Annotated in this window: 13 protein-coding genes; 4 read left to right on the forward strand and 9 right to left on the reverse strand. The window is 63.3% G+C overall.

Features of this window, described 5'->3' with window-relative positions; all coding sequences use genetic code 11:
• Positions 1-42 precede the first annotated feature (42 nt).
• Genes miaA through M1D99_RS27185 form a run of 5 tightly spaced genes read right to left on the reverse strand, consistent with a single transcriptional unit; the run spans position 43 to position 6,312 of the window.
• The gene (gene miaA / locus M1D99_RS27165) at positions 43-1,014 is read right to left on the reverse strand and encodes a tRNA (adenosine(37)-N6)-dimethylallyltransferase MiaA (protein WP_434572740.1); all 972 of its coding nucleotides are present in this window, start codon (positions 1,012-1,014) and stop codon (positions 43-45) included.
• Positions 1,014-2,927 carry a DNA mismatch repair endonuclease MutL gene (mutL, locus tag M1D99_RS27170; RefSeq protein ID WP_458131062.1) on the reverse strand — a complete coding sequence of 638 codons (1,914 nt, stop codon included), beginning with the start codon at positions 2,925-2,927 and terminating at the stop codon, positions 1,014-1,016. Before mutL ends, miaA begins: the two co-directional genes overlap by 1 nt.
• The gene (locus M1D99_RS27175; protein WP_186707988.1) at positions 2,924-4,354 is read right to left on the reverse strand and encodes an N-acetylmuramoyl-L-alanine amidase; all 1,431 of its coding nucleotides are present in this window, start codon (positions 4,352-4,354) and stop codon (positions 2,924-2,926) included. The genes mutL and M1D99_RS27175 overlap by 4 nt, the downstream gene beginning before the upstream one ends.
• 3 nt (positions 4,355-4,357) lie before the next feature.
• The gene (tsaE, locus tag M1D99_RS27180; RefSeq protein ID WP_186730683.1) at positions 4,358-4,825 is read right to left on the reverse strand and encodes a tRNA (adenosine(37)-N6)-threonylcarbamoyltransferase complex ATPase subunit type 1 TsaE; all 468 of its coding nucleotides are present in this window, start codon (positions 4,823-4,825) and stop codon (positions 4,358-4,360) included.
• Positions 4,813-6,312, reverse strand: coding sequence for an NAD(P)H-hydrate dehydratase (locus M1D99_RS27185; protein ID WP_458131063.1), 1,500 nt, complete (start codon positions 6,310-6,312; stop codon positions 4,813-4,815). The genes tsaE and M1D99_RS27185 overlap by 13 nt, the downstream gene beginning before the upstream one ends.
• 63 nt (positions 6,313-6,375) lie before the next feature.
• On the opposite strand from M1D99_RS27185, the gene queG reads away from it, so the two are divergent.
• Positions 6,376-7,455: a tRNA epoxyqueuosine(34) reductase QueG gene (queG, locus tag M1D99_RS27190; protein ID WP_458131064.1), complete on the forward strand. Its 1,080-nt coding sequence runs from the start codon at positions 6,376-6,378 to the stop codon at positions 7,453-7,455.
• Here queG and M1D99_RS27195 read toward each other — a convergent pair.
• Positions 7,437-8,051, reverse strand: a complete 615-nt coding sequence (locus M1D99_RS27195) for a TRIC cation channel family protein (RefSeq protein WP_186708082.1) — start codon at positions 8,049-8,051, stop codon at positions 7,437-7,439. The two genes, queG and M1D99_RS27195, sit on opposite strands and share 19 nt — an antisense overlap.
• A 233-nt stretch (positions 8,052-8,284) precedes the next feature.
• Entirely contained in the window at positions 8,285-8,827 is a 543-nt protein-coding gene (gene orn, locus M1D99_RS27200; RefSeq protein ID WP_186730685.1) for an oligoribonuclease, read from the reverse strand.
• A 109-nt stretch (positions 8,828-8,936) separates the two neighbouring features.
• Between orn and rsgA the strand changes: the two genes are divergently transcribed.
• Entirely contained in the window at positions 8,937-9,968 is a 1,032-nt protein-coding gene (gene rsgA, locus M1D99_RS27205) for a small ribosomal subunit biogenesis GTPase RsgA (protein WP_458131065.1), read from the forward strand.
• 220 nt (positions 9,969-10,188) lie between these two features.
• On the opposite strand, the gene motB is transcribed toward rsgA, so the two are convergent.
• Together motB and motA are read right to left on the reverse strand one after the other, a co-directional pair.
• Positions 10,189-11,235, reverse strand: a complete 1,047-nt coding sequence (gene motB, locus M1D99_RS27210) for a flagellar motor protein MotB (RefSeq protein WP_458131066.1) — start codon at positions 11,233-11,235, stop codon at positions 10,189-10,191.
• Positions 11,236-11,238: 3 nt separating this feature from the next.
• Complete coding sequence (motA, locus tag M1D99_RS27215) at positions 11,239-12,090, reverse strand: flagellar motor stator protein MotA (RefSeq protein ID WP_186707998.1); 852 nt, start codon at positions 12,088-12,090, stop codon at positions 11,239-11,241.
• 166 nt (positions 12,091-12,256) lie between these two features.
• Between motA and M1D99_RS27220 the strand changes: the two genes are divergently transcribed.
• Both M1D99_RS27220 and rhdA read left to right on the forward strand, forming a co-directional pair.
• Positions 12,257-13,795, forward strand: coding sequence for an HDOD domain-containing protein (locus M1D99_RS27220; RefSeq protein ID WP_434572750.1), 1,539 nt, complete (start codon positions 12,257-12,259; stop codon positions 13,793-13,795).
• 42 nt (positions 13,796-13,837) lie between these two features.
• On the forward strand, positions 13,838-14,653 hold the full coding sequence (rhdA, locus tag M1D99_RS27225) for a thiosulfate sulfurtransferase (RefSeq protein WP_434572752.1): 816 nt from the start codon (positions 13,838-13,840) through the stop codon (positions 14,651-14,653).
• Positions 14,654-14,663: the final 10 nt, after the last annotated feature.

A 14,663-nucleotide genomic window follows, 5' to 3' on the forward strand; every position in this document is an offset into this window, starting at 1 on the left:
TGGGCCGTCACACCCCCAAGGATAGACGGCAATTGCAAGGACTCAGCTCAATATGGAGATGGTCCCGAGGTATTTCAAGGCGCGTGGCAGATTGTCGCAATCGAGACTGTCGAGCCAATGCAGGTCAGTCCAGCTGCGCAGCCAGGTGAACTGGCGTTTCGCCAATTGGCGCGTGGCAATGATCCCACGCTCCTGCATCTCGGCTGACGTCAGCTTGCCGTCCAGGTAATCCCAGACTTGTCGATAACCTACCGCACGTATAGACGGCAACCCGGCATGCAGGTCACTTCGCTCACGCAGGGCTACGACCTCGTCTATGAACCCCTGTTCCAACATTAATGTGAATCTTTGTTCAATTCGCCGATGCAGCACTTGCCGGTTCGCCGGAGCGATGGCCAGATTCGCGACAGTATAGGGCAATTGTTGCAGTCCCGAAGCGGCTGCTTCAGTACTTTGCGCAGTTTGTCGCTGGCGCAGGGCAGTCATGCTCTGGCCACTGACCCGATAAACCTCCAGGGCTCGACTCAGTCGCTGCGGGTCATTGGGGTGAATACGCGCTGCCGATTCCGGGTCGATGACCGCCAATTGCTCGTGCAAGGCTTGCCAGCCGAGGCGCGCGGCCTCCTCTTCGATCTGCGCGCGCACTTCGGGATCGGCCGCCGGCATGTCCGCCAGCCCCTCGACCAAGGCCTTGTAATACAGCATCGTGCCGCCCACCAGCAGGGGGATCTTGCCCCGCGCGGTGATTTCGGCCATGGCCTGGAGCGCGTCACGGCGGAAATCGGCCGCCGAATAGGACTCGGCCGGGTCGAGGATGTCGATCAGGCGGTGGGGGAATTCGGCCAGCAACGCTTTCGACGGCTTGGCGGTGCCGATGTCCATGCCCCGGTAGACCAAGGCCGAATCGACGCTGATCAATTCGCAGGGCAGGACCTTGGTCAACTCGATGGCCAAGTCGGTCTTGCCGGCGGCGGTCGGGCCCATCAGGAAAATCGCGGGTGGCAACGGGTTCATCAACGACCGCGCAGGAACAGTTTGTCCAGGTCGTCCAGGCCCAATTGGGTCCAGGTCGGCCGGCCATGGTTGCATTGACCACTGCGTTCGGTGTTTTCCATGTCCCGCAGCAGACCGTTCATTTCCGGCAGGGCCAGGCGCCGGTTGGCGCGGATCGCGCCGTGGCAGGCCATGGTGCCGAGCAGTTCGTTCAGGTGCGCCTGGATCCGGTCGCTGGTGCCATATTCCATCAAGTCCGCCAGCACGTCACTGACCAGGCGATTGGCCTCGGCCTGCTTCAGCAACGCCGGGATCTGGCGGATCGCCAGGGTTTCCGGGCCCAGGCGCTGCAATTCGAAGCCCAGGCGCTGGAACCAGGCCACATGTTCTTCGGCGCAATCGGCTTCGCGCTGGCTGACGGCCAGGGATTCGGGCACCAACAGCGGCTGGCCGCTCAGGCCTTCGCTGGCCATGGCAATTTTCAAGCGCTCGTACATGATCCGCTCATGGGCGGCGTGCATGTCCACCAGGACCAGGCCCTGGGCATTTTCCGAGAGGATATAGATGCCCTTGAGTTGCGCCAGGGCGTAGCCCAGCGGCGGGATATCGCCCTGGCCATCGGGCATCGCCGCCGCGCCGGCTTCCGGCAAGGGCTTGAAGAACTGGCGATAGGCCGCCTGGGCCTCGGCTGCGGGCACAGTGGATTGTGGACGCGGGGTGTATTGATACTGATAGCCGCTGCCAGCGCCGCTGCCGGCCGTGTTGTAGCTCGGCTGAGGCTGGGGTTGCTCCAGCAATGCGTTGGCCGCCAGGCGCATTTCGCCCTGGGGCCCGAATTCGCCCGCCTCCAGCCCCGTTGGCCGGACCATGCCCGCCACTGCCGCTGGCGCCGCCAGTTGATCTTCCGGACGTACATCGCCCAAGGCGCGGTGCAAGGTGCCGTAGAGGAAATCGTGGACCATGCGCCCATCACGGAAACGCACCTCATGCTTGGTCGGGTGCACGTTGACGTCCACCACCGCCGGATCGACTTCAAAAAACAGCACGAAGGTCGGATGCCGGCCATTGAACAGCACGTCGCGATAGGCCTGGCGCACCGCGTGAGCCACCAGTTTGTCGCGCACCGCCCGGCCGTTCACGTAGAAATACTGCAGGTCCGCCTGGCTGCGGGAGAACGTTGGCAAACCGACCCAACCCCACAGGTGCAGGCCATTGCGCTCCACCTCGATGGGCAAGGCCTGCTCCAGGAAACCCGCTCCGCACACCGCGCCCACGCGCCGGGCGCGGGCTGCATCGTCGCGGGCCTCGTGCAGGCTGAGGATAGTCTTGCCGTTGTGGCGCAAATGGAACGCCACGTCAAAACGCGCCAGGGCCAGGCGCTTGATGACTTCTTGCAGGTGATCGAATTCAGTCTTCTCGGCCTTGAGAAATTTGCGCCGCGCCGGGGTGTTGAAGAATAAATCGCGCACTTCCACCGAGGTGCCCACCGGATGGGCCGCGGGCTGGACGCGAGAGGCCATGTCGCGGCCTTCGGTCTCGACCTGCCAGGCCTGCTCGGCGTCGCGGGTGCGTGAGGTGAGGGTCAGGCGCGACACCGAACTGATGGACGCCAGCGCTTCACCCCGGAAACCCAGGCTCATGACCCGCTCAAGGTCTTCCAGGTCGCGGATCTTGCTGGTGGCGTGACGCGCCAGGGCCAGCGGCAGGTCGTCGGAGGAAATACCACCACCGTCGTCGCGCACCCGCAACAGCTTGACGCCACCTTGCTCGACATCCACATCGATGCGCTTGGCTCCGGAGTCGAGGCTGTTTTCCAGCAACTCCTTGATGACCGATGCCGGACGCTCGACCACTTCCCCGGCGGCGATCTGGTTCGCCAGCCGAGGGCTGAGCAGTTCGATGCGGGCGGTGCTGCCGATCACTTCGTCACTCATTGCTTGACCGCCACTTCGTTGCCCGGAATGGTCAAGGTCTGGCCAATCTTGAGCTCATCGCTCTTGAGATTGTTGGCGCTGCGCAAGGTGGCGGGCGACACCTGGTAGCGCACGGCAATCATCGCCAGGGTTTCGCCAGGGTTGACGCGGTGGTCCCGTGGCCCTTGGGCGATCTTGCCGGAATCCCGCAGCCAGGCGATGTAGGTGCCCGGCGGTGGGTTCTGCTGGAAGAACTGTCGCACGCCGCTGCTGATGGATCGGGCCAAGGCCTGCTGGTGGCTGGAGGACGACAGCTTGGACGCCTCGTTTGAATTGGAGATGAAGCCGGTCTCCACCAGGATCGACGGGATGTCGGGCGACTTGAGCACCATGAACCCGGCCTGTTCGACGCGCTGCTTGTGCAGCGGCGTGACACGACCGATGTTGCTCAGGACTTTCTGGCCGACGTTCAAGCTGGAGGTCAACGAGGCGGTCATCGACAAATCGAGCAAGACACCGGCAAGCATGCGGTCCTTGTCGTCGAGGCTGACGTTGCCTGCACCGCCGATCAGGTCGGAACGGTTTTCGCTGTCGGCCAGCCAACGGGCGGTCTCGGACGTGGCGCCACGGTCGGACAGGGCAAACACCGAGGCCCCGAACGCGGCTTTCGAAGGCGCGGCGTCGGCGTGAATGGAGACGAACAGGTCGGCGCCCTTCTTGCGGGCGATCTCGGTACGACCGCGCAAAGGAATGAAATAGTCGCCGGTGCGGGTCAGTTCGGCGCGGAAGCCTTTCATGCCGTTGACCTGGCGCTGCAATTCACGGGCGATGGCCAGCACCACGTCTTTTTCACGTTGCCCGCGCGAGCCCGAGGCCCCCGGGTCCTCGCCGCCATGACCGGCATCGATCACCACGATGATATCGCGCTTGCCGGCCGGGGCCGGTGGCAGCTTGAGCGCAGGCTCGGTCGGGGTCACCGGCACCGCGGGCACCGTGGCAACCTTGGTCGGCGGCGGTGGCGGTGGGTCGGCATCGGCCGGGTTGTCGAACAGGTCCACCACCAGCCGGTTGCCGTACTGGGCGTTGGGGGCCAGTGTGAAGCTTTTCGGGGTCACGGCTTTTTTCAGGTCGATGACCACCCGCAGGTCGGTGGGCGTACGCTGGGCCGAGCGCATCGCGGTAATCGGCGTATTGGCGGTAGCGACGTTCAATGGCGCGCCCAGGGAGGCACCGTTGATGTCGATCACCAGGCGATCCGGGGCGGTCAGGGTGAATACGCTGTGCTGCACCGGCCCCGTCAGGTCGAACACCAGCCGTGTGTTGTCCGGCGCCCGCCAGAGGCGAACGCTGTTGACCTTTGTCTCGGCCACAGCATCGACGGCCAGTGCCGTAAGCAACAGTCCTACGACAGCAACCACCGCGCGAAAGCGCATACCAAACCCCATCATCAATTAGTTTTCCAATGCCAAAGCGGCACACCACGACTCACCACGGGCGCCTTGCGGCGTCAGTTTCAGCGAACGCCCGCCGTGCTGCGCGCCAATGGTAATGGTCAGGTCGGGCTTTGGCAAAAAGCCTGCACCCTTCTGGGGCCATTCGATCAGGCACAAGGCGTCATCTTCGAAATAATCGCGAATGCCAAGGAATTCCAGCTCCTCAGGATCCACCAGTCGATACAGGTCGAAATGGAAGGCGCGAATGTCGCCGATCTCGTAGGGTTCGACCAAGGTGAACGTGGGGCTCTTGACCGAGCCGACGTGCCCGAGGCCGCGGATGATGCCACGGGACAAGGTGGTTTTCCCCGCGCCGAGGTCGCCTTCGAGAAAAATCAGGCCGTGGCCGGCAGTGATCTGCGCGATGCGGGCGCCAAATTGTGTCATGGCTTGTTCGTCCGCCACGTACAGGGTTACTTCAGACACGGTGAATGCTCCTCCAACAACTGACGAATGGCCGGGATCAGATCGGTCGCCGCCAACCCCCGGCCCGAGCGACCGACCTTGGCACCGGCATTGGCATGCAGCCAGACCGCCAGGCACGCGGCCTCGAAGCTTTCCATGCCCTGGGCCAGCAAGGCCCCGACCACGCCAGCCAGCACATCCCCCAGGCCGGCGGTGGCCATGGCCGGATGGCCCTGGCCGCAGACTGCCAGGCGACCATCCGGGCTGGCAACCAGGCTGCCGGCTCCCTTGAGGATCACCGTGGCGGTGTATTTCTGGCTCAAGGCATGAGCCGCCGCCGGACGATCGGCCTGCACCTGGGCGGTGGATATCTCCAGCAGCCGCGCCGCCTCGCCCGGATGCGGGGTGATCACGCAATGTTCAGGCAGACGGACGTCGCCGGCGCTCAGCAGGTTCAGCGCATCGGCATCCCACACTTGCGGCAGTGGCGCATTGGCTGCGGCCGATAACAGGCTACGTCCCCAGGCAGCCTGGCCCAGGCCCGGCCCGACCACCAGCACGCTGGCCTGCTGGAGCAAGCCCATCAATTGGTTCGCCGAATGGGTGCCCTGCACCATGACTTCCGGCAAACGCATCAGCGCGGCGGACACATGCTCGCTGCGGGTCGCCATCGAAATCATGCCCGCCCCGCAGCGCAGCGCGCTTTCGGCGCTCATCTGGATGGCGCCACCAAAGCCCCGGTCGCCACCGATCAACAGCACGTGACCGAACTTGCCTTTGTGGGAAGTGGCGGCGCGAGGTGTCAGATGCCGCAGATTGTGAGGTAGGAGCAGTCGGGCATTGGCCGGTGCTGCTTCAACGATATCCGGATCGGCGTGCAGGTCATTGAATACCAGCTCACCCACCCGGTCCGCCGCTTCGCCCGTGAACAACCCCAGCTTCAAGCCAATGAAGGTCACGGTCAGGTCGGCCGCCACTGCCGTACCCAACACCCGGCCGGTGTCGGCACACAAACCCGAGGGAATATCCACCGCCGCGACCGGCAGGCCGCTGACGTTGATCGTATCGATGGCCTGCACATACGGCTCACGCACATCGCCACTCAGGCCCGTGCCAAGCAACGCGTCCAGCAGCACGCCACGCAACTCGGCTTCATCCGACCACGGTTCCATCGGCACGCCCACCGCCACCGCCTCGGCGTGGGCATTGGCCGCGTCCCCCTGCAATCGCCGGGGTTCGCCCACCGTCAGCACCCGCACCGACCAGCCGGCACGCCGGGCCAGGGTCGCGACCAGGTAACCATCGCCGGCATTGTTGCCATGGCCGGCCAGCACGGTCAGCTCATGGGCGTCAGGCCAGCGTCGGACGATCGCGCGCCAGGTGGCACGGGCAGCGCGCTGCATCAATTCGAAGCCAGCAGTACCCGCGGCGATCAGTTGTGCGTCGAGGGCCCGGACCTGCGCGGCGCTGTACAGCGCGTCGGGAAAATCATCTTTAGTGTGCGGCATGCGTCTTCGGGCTCCGATGTCTGGCAGAATTATACGCATCTCAGCTCTGGTTTCTCTCGCCTCATGCCTGCCATTCCCACAGACCTCCCCGCCCTCGCCCAATCCATCAAGGAATGGGGCCGCGAGCTGGGTTTCCAGCAGGTCGGCATCAGCGGCCTGGACTTGGCCGAGCATGAGCAACACCTGCAACGCTGGCTCGAGGCCGGCTACCACGGCGAAATGGACTACATGGGCGCCCATGGCAGCAAACGCTCGCACCCTGAGGAGTTGGTGCCGGGCACATTACGCGTGGTGTCCCTGCGCATGGATTACCTGCCGGGCGACACCCAGATGGCGCAGATGCTCGGCCAACCGGAAAAAGCCTACGTCTCGCGTTATGCGTTGGGCCGCGATTACCACAAATTGATCCGTAAACGCGTGCAACAATTGGCGGAAAAAATCCAGGCGGTCATCGGTCCCTTTGGCTACCGCGCCTTCGTCGACAGCGCGCCGGTCCTGGAAAAAGCCATCGCCGAACAGGCCGGCCTGGGCTGGATCGGTAAAAACACCCTGGTATTGAACCGCAAGGCCGGCAGTTATTTTTTCCTGAGCGAGCTGTTCATCGACTTGCCGCTGCCCATCGACCCGCCCCACGGCACCGAACATTGCGGAAAATGCACCGCGTGCCTGGACATTTGTCCGACGAATGCCTTCGTCGGACCCTACGTGCTCGATGCCCGCCGCTGCATTTCCTACCTGACCATCGAGCTGAAAAGCGCCATTCCCGAAGAGTTGCGGCCACTGATCGGCAACCGGGTGTTCGGCTGCGACGATTGCCAGATTGTCTGCCCGTGGAACCGCTTCGCCCGTCCGTCGGGGGAAAGCGATTTCAAGCCGCGGCACAACCTGGACAATGCCGGGCTGGCCGAGTTGTTCCTGTGGGACGAAGACACATTTCTCAGCAGCACCGAAGGTTCACCGCTGCGCCGTGCGGGTTACGAACGCTGGCTGCGCAATCTGGCGGTGGGCCTGGGCAATGCGCCGTCGACGATTCCCGTGCTGCAAGCGCTGGAGGCGCGGCGTGACTATCCGTCGGAGCTGGTGCGCGAGCATGTGGAATGGGCGTTACGCCAACATGCCGAGCGTCAGACTTCGTCGTTGTAGACGAACTTCGGCATTTCCCAGTGAAAGCGAATTGCCAGGAGCCGCAGCAGGAAACCGCCAAACAAGGTGATGAGGATCGCCTGCTCGTTCGGCAGTTGCAGGAAGACACACAGCAGATAACACCACGCCGCGGCAAACGAGACGCTGGCGTAGAGTTCGCGACGGAAGATCAGCGGAATATCGTTGCAAAAGATGTCCCGCAGAATGCCACCGAACACCCCGGTAATCACCCCGCTAACCGACGCCACCAGCATGCCATGGCCCATTTCCAGGGCCGTCATGCAACCGATCAGCGTGAACGCCACCAGGCCCACGGCGTCGAGCACCAGGAACAGTGAGCGCAGATGGCGCATCCAGCGCGCCATGAACACCGTCAACATCGCCGCCGCGGTGGTCAGCACCAGGTATTCCGGATGCTTGACCCACGTAAGCGGGTAATGACCGAGCAACACGTCACGCACCGAGCCGCCACCCAGCGCCGTGACACAGGCGATAAGCACCACGCCGAACCAGTCCATGCCCCGCCGCCCGGCAGACAAGGCGCCGGTCATGGCTTCAGCGGTGATGGCGATCAGATAAAGCATCAGCAACATGATGGCGGTCCATACGAGGAGGCGCGCAGTCTAGCCAGTTTGGGCTGGCACCAAAAGAGGGCAGCCATTGACCATGCCAAACAAGGAACCTGCGGCCAGGAGATCTGTGGGAGCAAGGCTTGCCCGCGATGAAGGCGATGCGGTCTTCCGGGACCGAGTCGCCTGTTTCGCGAGCAAGCTTTGCTCCCACAAGTCCTGCTCCCAAAACTCTCTCGCCAGCCGCTTGAAGGGGCGACTCAGAACTTGATGAAGTGCTTGCGGTAATGCTGCAACTCGGCAATGGACTCGCGGATGTCGTCCAGGGCCAGGTGGGTGCTGCCTTTCTGGAAGCTGTCGCGCACTTGCGGTGCCCAGCGGGCGGCCAGTTCCTTGAGGGTGGAGACGTCCAGGTTGCGGTAGTGGAAGTAGCTTTCCAGGGATTTCATGTGGGTATAAAGGAAGCGACGATCCTGGCAGATGCTGTTGCCACAGATCGGCGACTTGCCCTTGGGCACCCACTGCTCCAGGAACGCGAGGGTCTGGGCTTCGGCTTCGGCCATGCTGATCTTGCTCTCGCGCACCCGTTGGGTCAGGCCCGAGCCGCCGTGCTGGCGGGTGTTCCACTCGTCCATGCCGGCCAGGATCTCGTCGCTGTGATGGATCGCGATCACCGGGCCCTCGGCCAGGGTGTTGAGGTCGCTGTCGGTGACGATGGTGGCCATTTCGATGATGACGTCAGTGTCAGGGTTCAGACCGGTCATTTCCAGGTCGATCCAGATCAGGTTCTGCGGGTTTTGCATAGGGAGGCTCCTCGGCGTAGCCACGCAGTTTAGCCTAGGCAGCCCCTTGGGCGTGCTAAACTCGCCGCCGTTTTACCCTATTCGCTGTATTTCTTCATACGGAACACCCATGGCCAAACGCCAACTCAATCGTCGTCAAAACTGGCGCATCGAAAAGATCCAGGGTGAGCGCGCCGCCCGCGCCGCCAAACGCGAATCCAGTGCTGTCGAAGCCCTGGAGGGTGGCGACCTGGGTCCTGAACAGACCGGCCTGGTGATCGCCCACTTCGGCGTGCAGGTCGAGGTCGAGGCCCAGGAAGGCGAACTGGCCGGCCAGGTGTTCCGCTGCCACTTGCGCGCCAACCTGCCGGCGCTGGTGACGGGCGACCAGGTGGTCTGGCGTGCCGGCAACCAGGGCATCGGCGTGATTGTCGCGCAACTGCCGCGCCACACCGAGCTGTGCCGCCCGGACAGCCGGGGCCAGCTCAAGCCCGTGGCCGCCAACGTCGACATGATCGTTATTGTGTTCGCGCCGTTGCCCGAGCCCCACGCCAACCTGATCGACCGCTACCTGGTGGCCGCCGAGCACGCCGGCATCCGCCCGTTGCTGCTGCTCAACAAGTTCGACCTGATCGACGAATACAACGCCCCGGCGCTGAACGCCCTGCTGTCGGTCTACCGGGACTTGGGTTATCCGGTGCTGGAAGTCTCGGCCCACCACGGTAACGGCATGGAACAATTGCAACAGCAGTTGGACGGGCGCATCAGTGTGTTCGTCGGCCAGTCCGGCGTCGGCAAGTCTTCGTTGGTCAACAGCCTGCTGCCGGAAGTCGAGACCCGCGTCGGGCCGTTGTCCGAGCTGTCCGGCCAAGGCACCCACACCACGACCACGGCGCGGCTGTTCCACTTCCCTGGTGGCGGTGAACTGATCGACTCGCCGGGTATCCGCGAATTCGGCCTGGGCCACGTCAGCCGGGCCGATGTCGAAGCCGGGTTCATCGAGTTCAACGAGCTGATCGGTACCTGCCGCTTCCGCGACTGCAAGCACGACCGCGAACCCGGTTGCGCCCTGCTCAAGGCCCTGGAAGAAGGTCGCGTGCATCAGCAACGGATGAACAGCTACCGCTCGATCATCGCCAGCCTGCCGGAAAGCAGCTACTGACCTGCACGCAGTATCAAGCCGATCACTCTTGTGGCGAGGGAGCTTGCTCCCGCTGGACTGCGAAGCAGGCCCCAACAGTCTCCAGCCAGACCGAGTTGTCCGGTCTTGCGACTGCTGCGCAGCCGAGCGGGAGCAAGCTCCCTCGCCACAAAGGCAAGCAATCCTCAAGTAAACAGTGGACCCACAAAAAAGCCGACATCGAGGTCGGCTTTTTTGTGGGTCACTGCGCCGGCGGTTCGGCCGGCTTCGGCGCCGCGTCGTCGAACAGGTTCAGGCGCTCGCGCAACTCATGGGCCGGTACGGGTTGCTGGTCCGCCGGCAACGCATTCGGATCGACCGCTGCACCTGGTATAGCCTGTGGAGCTGGCACTTCACCCGGTGCACCCTCACCCGGAACCGAATCGGGCGCCGGATCGTCGGTTTGTGAGCCCTCGATGGCTTTCTGCGCCTTCTTGGTCAACACCACGATGTCGATGCGCCGGTTGACCGGGTTGAACGGGTCCTTGCGGTCGAACAGCGCCGAAGAGGCATAACCGACCACCCGTGCCACCTGCTCGTCCGGATAGCTGCCGGCCACCAGGGCGCGACGGGCCGCGTTGGCGCGGTTGGCGGACAATTCCCAGTTTCCGTAGTCACCCTTACCGATGTAAGGCTTGGCATCGGTATGACCACTGATGCTGATTTTGTTCGGCACCGCCTTGATGGTGTCGGCCATGGCCAGCAGGATATCTTCGAAATAAGGCTTCAGACGTGCGCTGCCAGAATCGAACATCGGCCGGTTCTCGGCGTCCATGATCTGGATGCGCAAGCCATTCGGGGTAATTTCGAACAGGATCTGGTCCTTGAACTTCTGCAGTTCCGGGTTCTCTTCGACCTTGTTCTGCAATTCCTGCAGCAGCAACTCCAAACGCTCGCGCTCGACCTGCTCGGCCATGCCCTCGACCTGCTCGGAATCCACCGTGACCTTGTCGGGCTGGGGCTGGGACTTGACCTCGGGATTGAGGGTCGTGTCCGGCGCCAGGGTCGGTGAGCCGCCCAGGTCGATGATGTAGGGCGTGCCGCTTTCGGAAAAGCCGACCGGGTCCTTGAAGTAACCGGCGATGGCGATCTTCTGTTCCGGGGTTGCCGTGGACAGCAGCCACAGCACCAGGAAGAACGCCATCATCGCCGTGGCAAAGTCGGCGAAGGCAATTTTCCAGGCACCGCCATGGTGCCCGCCGGCAATGCGCTTGATGCGCTTGACGATGATCGGCTGGTTATTTTCCATGACTTAGCGACCGCGAACCGCTTGTTCCAGCTCGGCGAAGCTTGGACGGTGCGCCGGGTACAGGACCTTGCGACCGAACTCCACCGCCAGCGATGGCGGCATGCCCGAGGCCGAGGCCACCAGGGAAGCCTTGATGGCTTCGTAGACGTTGAGTTCTTCCTTGGCATCATGGGCCAGGGAATGGGCCAGCGGGCCGAAGAAGCCATAGGCAGCCAAAATACCGAAGAAGGTACCTACCAGCGCCGCACCCACGTGCAGGCCGATGGACGCCTGGTCGCCTTCGCCCAGGGAGGCCATGGTCACCACGATCCCCAATACCGCCGCGACGATACCGAAGCCTGGCATGCCGTCGGCGATGCCGTTGACCGCGTGGGACGGGTGCTCCAGGTCTTCCTTGAGGCTGTACAGTTCCATGTCGAACAGGCCTTCGAGCTCATGGGGCGCCATGTTGCCGGACGACATGATGCGCAGGTAATCACAGATGAACGCCGTCATGCGGTCATCCTTCAGCACCGACGGATACTTGGCGAAAATCGGGCTGGCGGCGGCGTCTTCGATGTCGCCTTCGATCGCCATCATGCCTTCGCGGCGGCTTTTATTGAGGATTTCGTAGATCAGCCCCAGCACCTCCAGATAGAAGGTGTGGCTGAAACGCGAGCCGAACATGCTCAAGGACTTCTTGAGCACGTGCATCGTCATATAGCCGGGGTTGGCCTGCAAGAATGCACCGAGGGCCGCGCCACCGATGATCAACACCTCGAAGGGTTGAATCAGGGCGGCGATCTTGCCGTGGGAGAGCACGTATCCGCCGAGCACGCTCGCGAACACGACAATGATGCCGATAATTTTAGCCATAGATAGAAAGTACTTACTTAAGTCGGGTTCAAGGTCATATTCGGAAGCTGAAAAATCTCTTCTTCTACTTATCGGCAAAACTGCGCCAGACTATAGGCTGTTCTGGCGAAAAGCCAATTAGCCCCGTTCCGGGCGTAGAGAATTCATACGATGATCACGTCCAGCCATGACTAACGAAACCAAGGTTCCAACGCCCCGACCGACCACCCTCGACGGCTGGGTGAAGCTGCTCAACGGCGTGCATCTGCCGGTGCCCCAGGCCAGCCACGACCTGGTCTGCAAGGCCCTCGCCGATAGCCGTCGCTCATTGCGCGACATCGCCGACCTGATGCAGGACAGCCCCGCGCTGGCCCTGAGCGTCATCCGCGAGGCCAACCATCACACCCATGGCAGCCTCGCTGAGCCTGCGGAAAATCTCGAAGTGGCCATCAACCGCCTCGGCCTCAAGCGCACCGAGGAGTTGCTCGCCCGCCTGCCGTCATTGCCGGGGCACGAAATCCCTGTTGCCTTGCGCCAACTGCAATTGATCAGCCAGCACGCCACGCAACAGGCCAATGGTTTTTTCGCCAGCCGCCTGGCGCGGCTGTGGCAAGACATCCACTGGGGCAGCCTGTTGTTCCTGTCGCCGCTCTGGCCGTTGGCCTTGACTCACCCACGGTTGCTCGGGGAATGGGAATTGCGGGTCGTCCATAAAGGCGAGTCCGCACGCAAGGTCGAGCGCGAACTGTTCGGCGTCCGCCTGCTGGAGATCTGCCTGGCGCTGGTGGAGACCTGGCGTTTGCCGATCTGGGTGGCGCAAGGTTATCGCCTGTTGATCAACGAACGCCGCGAACTGGTGAAAGTCCTGCGCATCGCCCGGGACAGCGAACATCCGCTGCGCCAGCAGAATCGCCTGGACGACGACCCAACCCTGCGGCGCTGGCTCAACCAGCCGGCCAACACCGTGTTGCTGGCCAACGGCCTGGCCCTCGCGGCGCAGCAGGCCTGGGACAGCCCTCACAACACTCGCTGGCAGTACCTCACCAGTTTGTATCTGCAAATGTCGATGGATGAAATCCAGCAGCAGTTGCACCAACAAGCCGCCAACAGCGCACGTCATCACGCCATGCCGGACCTCTGGCACCCGGCCGTGGCGCTGATCTGGCCTTGGGGCAGCCGCCGTATCCACCCCGGCTTGCTGCCCGCCGCGCCGCCCAGCGCCCAGGACCTGAGCCAGTGGCGCAAGCAATGTTCCGCCATGCTGGTGGAGCCGAGCCCCTTCCTCAACGCCATGCACCTGACCACGTCGGCACGGGACGCCCTGGTGGCCTGTGGCATGCGCCGGGTGATGATCCTGATGGCTGACCGCAGCCAGACCAGCGTGCGCGCTCACCAGACCGCCGGTTTGCCCAAGGAAGCTGCGGCCATGAGCTTTACCATCAGCCAGAGCAAAATCTTGCAACGATTACTGGCCCAGCAGGCCCAGGTTCGCCTGAACCCGGACAACAACGCGCAGTTTTCGGCGCTATTACCGCCGGGCCTGCGCAGCCTGTTCCGCGGCGAACACCTGCTGTTGCGCTCACTGACCTGCAATGGCCGGGTGATCATGCTGGTGGCGGTGGACCAGGGCGGCGGGCCGTTCTCGGACGTGACCGTGCAAGCCTTCGGCAAAACCGTGCAATGCATCGAAAGGGCCCTGCATACCTTTACCAACCGCGGCCGCTGAACTTGATACAATCCTTTCCCTTTGCGCCCCTGGAGACCTCACATGCCTGACTTCTCTGGCTTGCCGTTGGTGATCGAGCCGAGCGAGCTGCTGCCGCGCCTCGACGCCCGCGAACTGATTCTGGTGGACCTGACCAGCGCCGCCCGCTACGGCACCGGGCATATCCCTGGCGCACGTTTCGTCGACCCCAAGCGCACCCAGCTCGGCCAACCGCCGGCGCCGGGCCTGCTGCCGGCCAAGGCCGACCTTGAAGCCCTCTTCGGTGAGCTCGGGCACCACCCGGATGCGGTCTACGTGGTCTATGACGACGAAGGCGGCGGCTGGGCCGGGCGGTTTATCTGGCTGCTGGACGTGATCGGCCACGGGAACTACCACTACCTCGACGGCGGCTTGCTGTCGTGGCTGGACGAGGGCCTGCCCGTGTCCATCGACGTCCCTGCGCCCGTTGGTGGGCCGGTCAGCCTGACACTGCACGACGCGCCCACCGCCACCCGTGAGTACCTGCAAAGCCGTCTCGGCGCTGCCGACCTGGCCATCTGGGACGCGCGCGGCCCGCTGGAATACTCCGGCGAAAAAGTCGTCGCGGCCCGGGGCGGACACATTCCCGGTGCGGTCAATTTCGAATGGACCGCCGGCATGGACAAGGCGCGCAACCTGCGCATCCGCAAAGACATGCCGCAAATCCTCGAACGATTGGGCATCACCCCTGATAAAGAAATCATCACCCACTGCCAGACTCACCACCGCTCTGGCTTCACCTACCTGGTGGCCAAGGCGCTCGGTTATCCACGGGTCAAAGGCTATGCCGGTTCCTGGGGCGAATGGGGCAACCACCCCGACACACCCATCGAGCTTTGAAGGTTCTTAA

It is taken from the genome of Pseudomonas sp. R3-41 (assembly GCF_054161485.1).

Excerpts from the sequence above, each read along its gene's own strand:
- rhdA (WP_434572752.1), top strand. The coding sequence starts at position 13,838 with ATGCCTGACTTCTCTGGCTTGCCGTTGGTGATCGAGCCGAGCGAGCTG.
- rsgA (WP_458131065.1), top strand. The coding sequence starts at position 8,937 with ATGGCCAAACGCCAACTCAATCGTCGTCAAAACTGGCGCATCGAAAAG.
- motB (WP_458131066.1), bottom strand. The coding sequence starts at position 11,235 with ATGGAAAATAACCAGCCGATCATCGTCAAGCGCATCAAGCGCATTGCC.
- M1D99_RS27220 (WP_434572750.1), top strand. The coding sequence starts at position 12,257 with ATGACTAACGAAACCAAGGTTCCAACGCCCCGACCGACCACCCTCGAC.
- miaA (WP_434572740.1), bottom strand. The coding sequence starts at position 1,014 with ATGAACCCGTTGCCACCCGCGATTTTCCTGATGGGCCCGACCGCCGCC.
- queG (WP_458131064.1), top strand. The coding sequence starts at position 6,376 with ATGCCTGCCATTCCCACAGACCTCCCCGCCCTCGCCCAATCCATCAAG.
- M1D99_RS27175 (WP_186707988.1), bottom strand. The coding sequence starts at position 4,354 with ATGATGGGGTTTGGTATGCGCTTTCGCGCGGTGGTTGCTGTCGTAGGA.
- orn (WP_186730685.1), bottom strand. The coding sequence starts at position 8,827 with ATGCAAAACCCGCAGAACCTGATCTGGATCGACCTGGAAATGACCGGT.
- M1D99_RS27185 (WP_458131063.1), bottom strand. The coding sequence starts at position 6,312 with ATGCCGCACACTAAAGATGATTTTCCCGACGCGCTGTACAGCGCCGCG.
- motA (WP_186707998.1), bottom strand. The coding sequence starts at position 12,090 with ATGGCTAAAATTATCGGCATCATTGTCGTGTTCGCGAGCGTGCTCGGC.
- mutL (WP_458131062.1), bottom strand. The coding sequence starts at position 2,927 with ATGAGTGACGAAGTGATCGGCAGCACCGCCCGCATCGAACTGCTCAGC.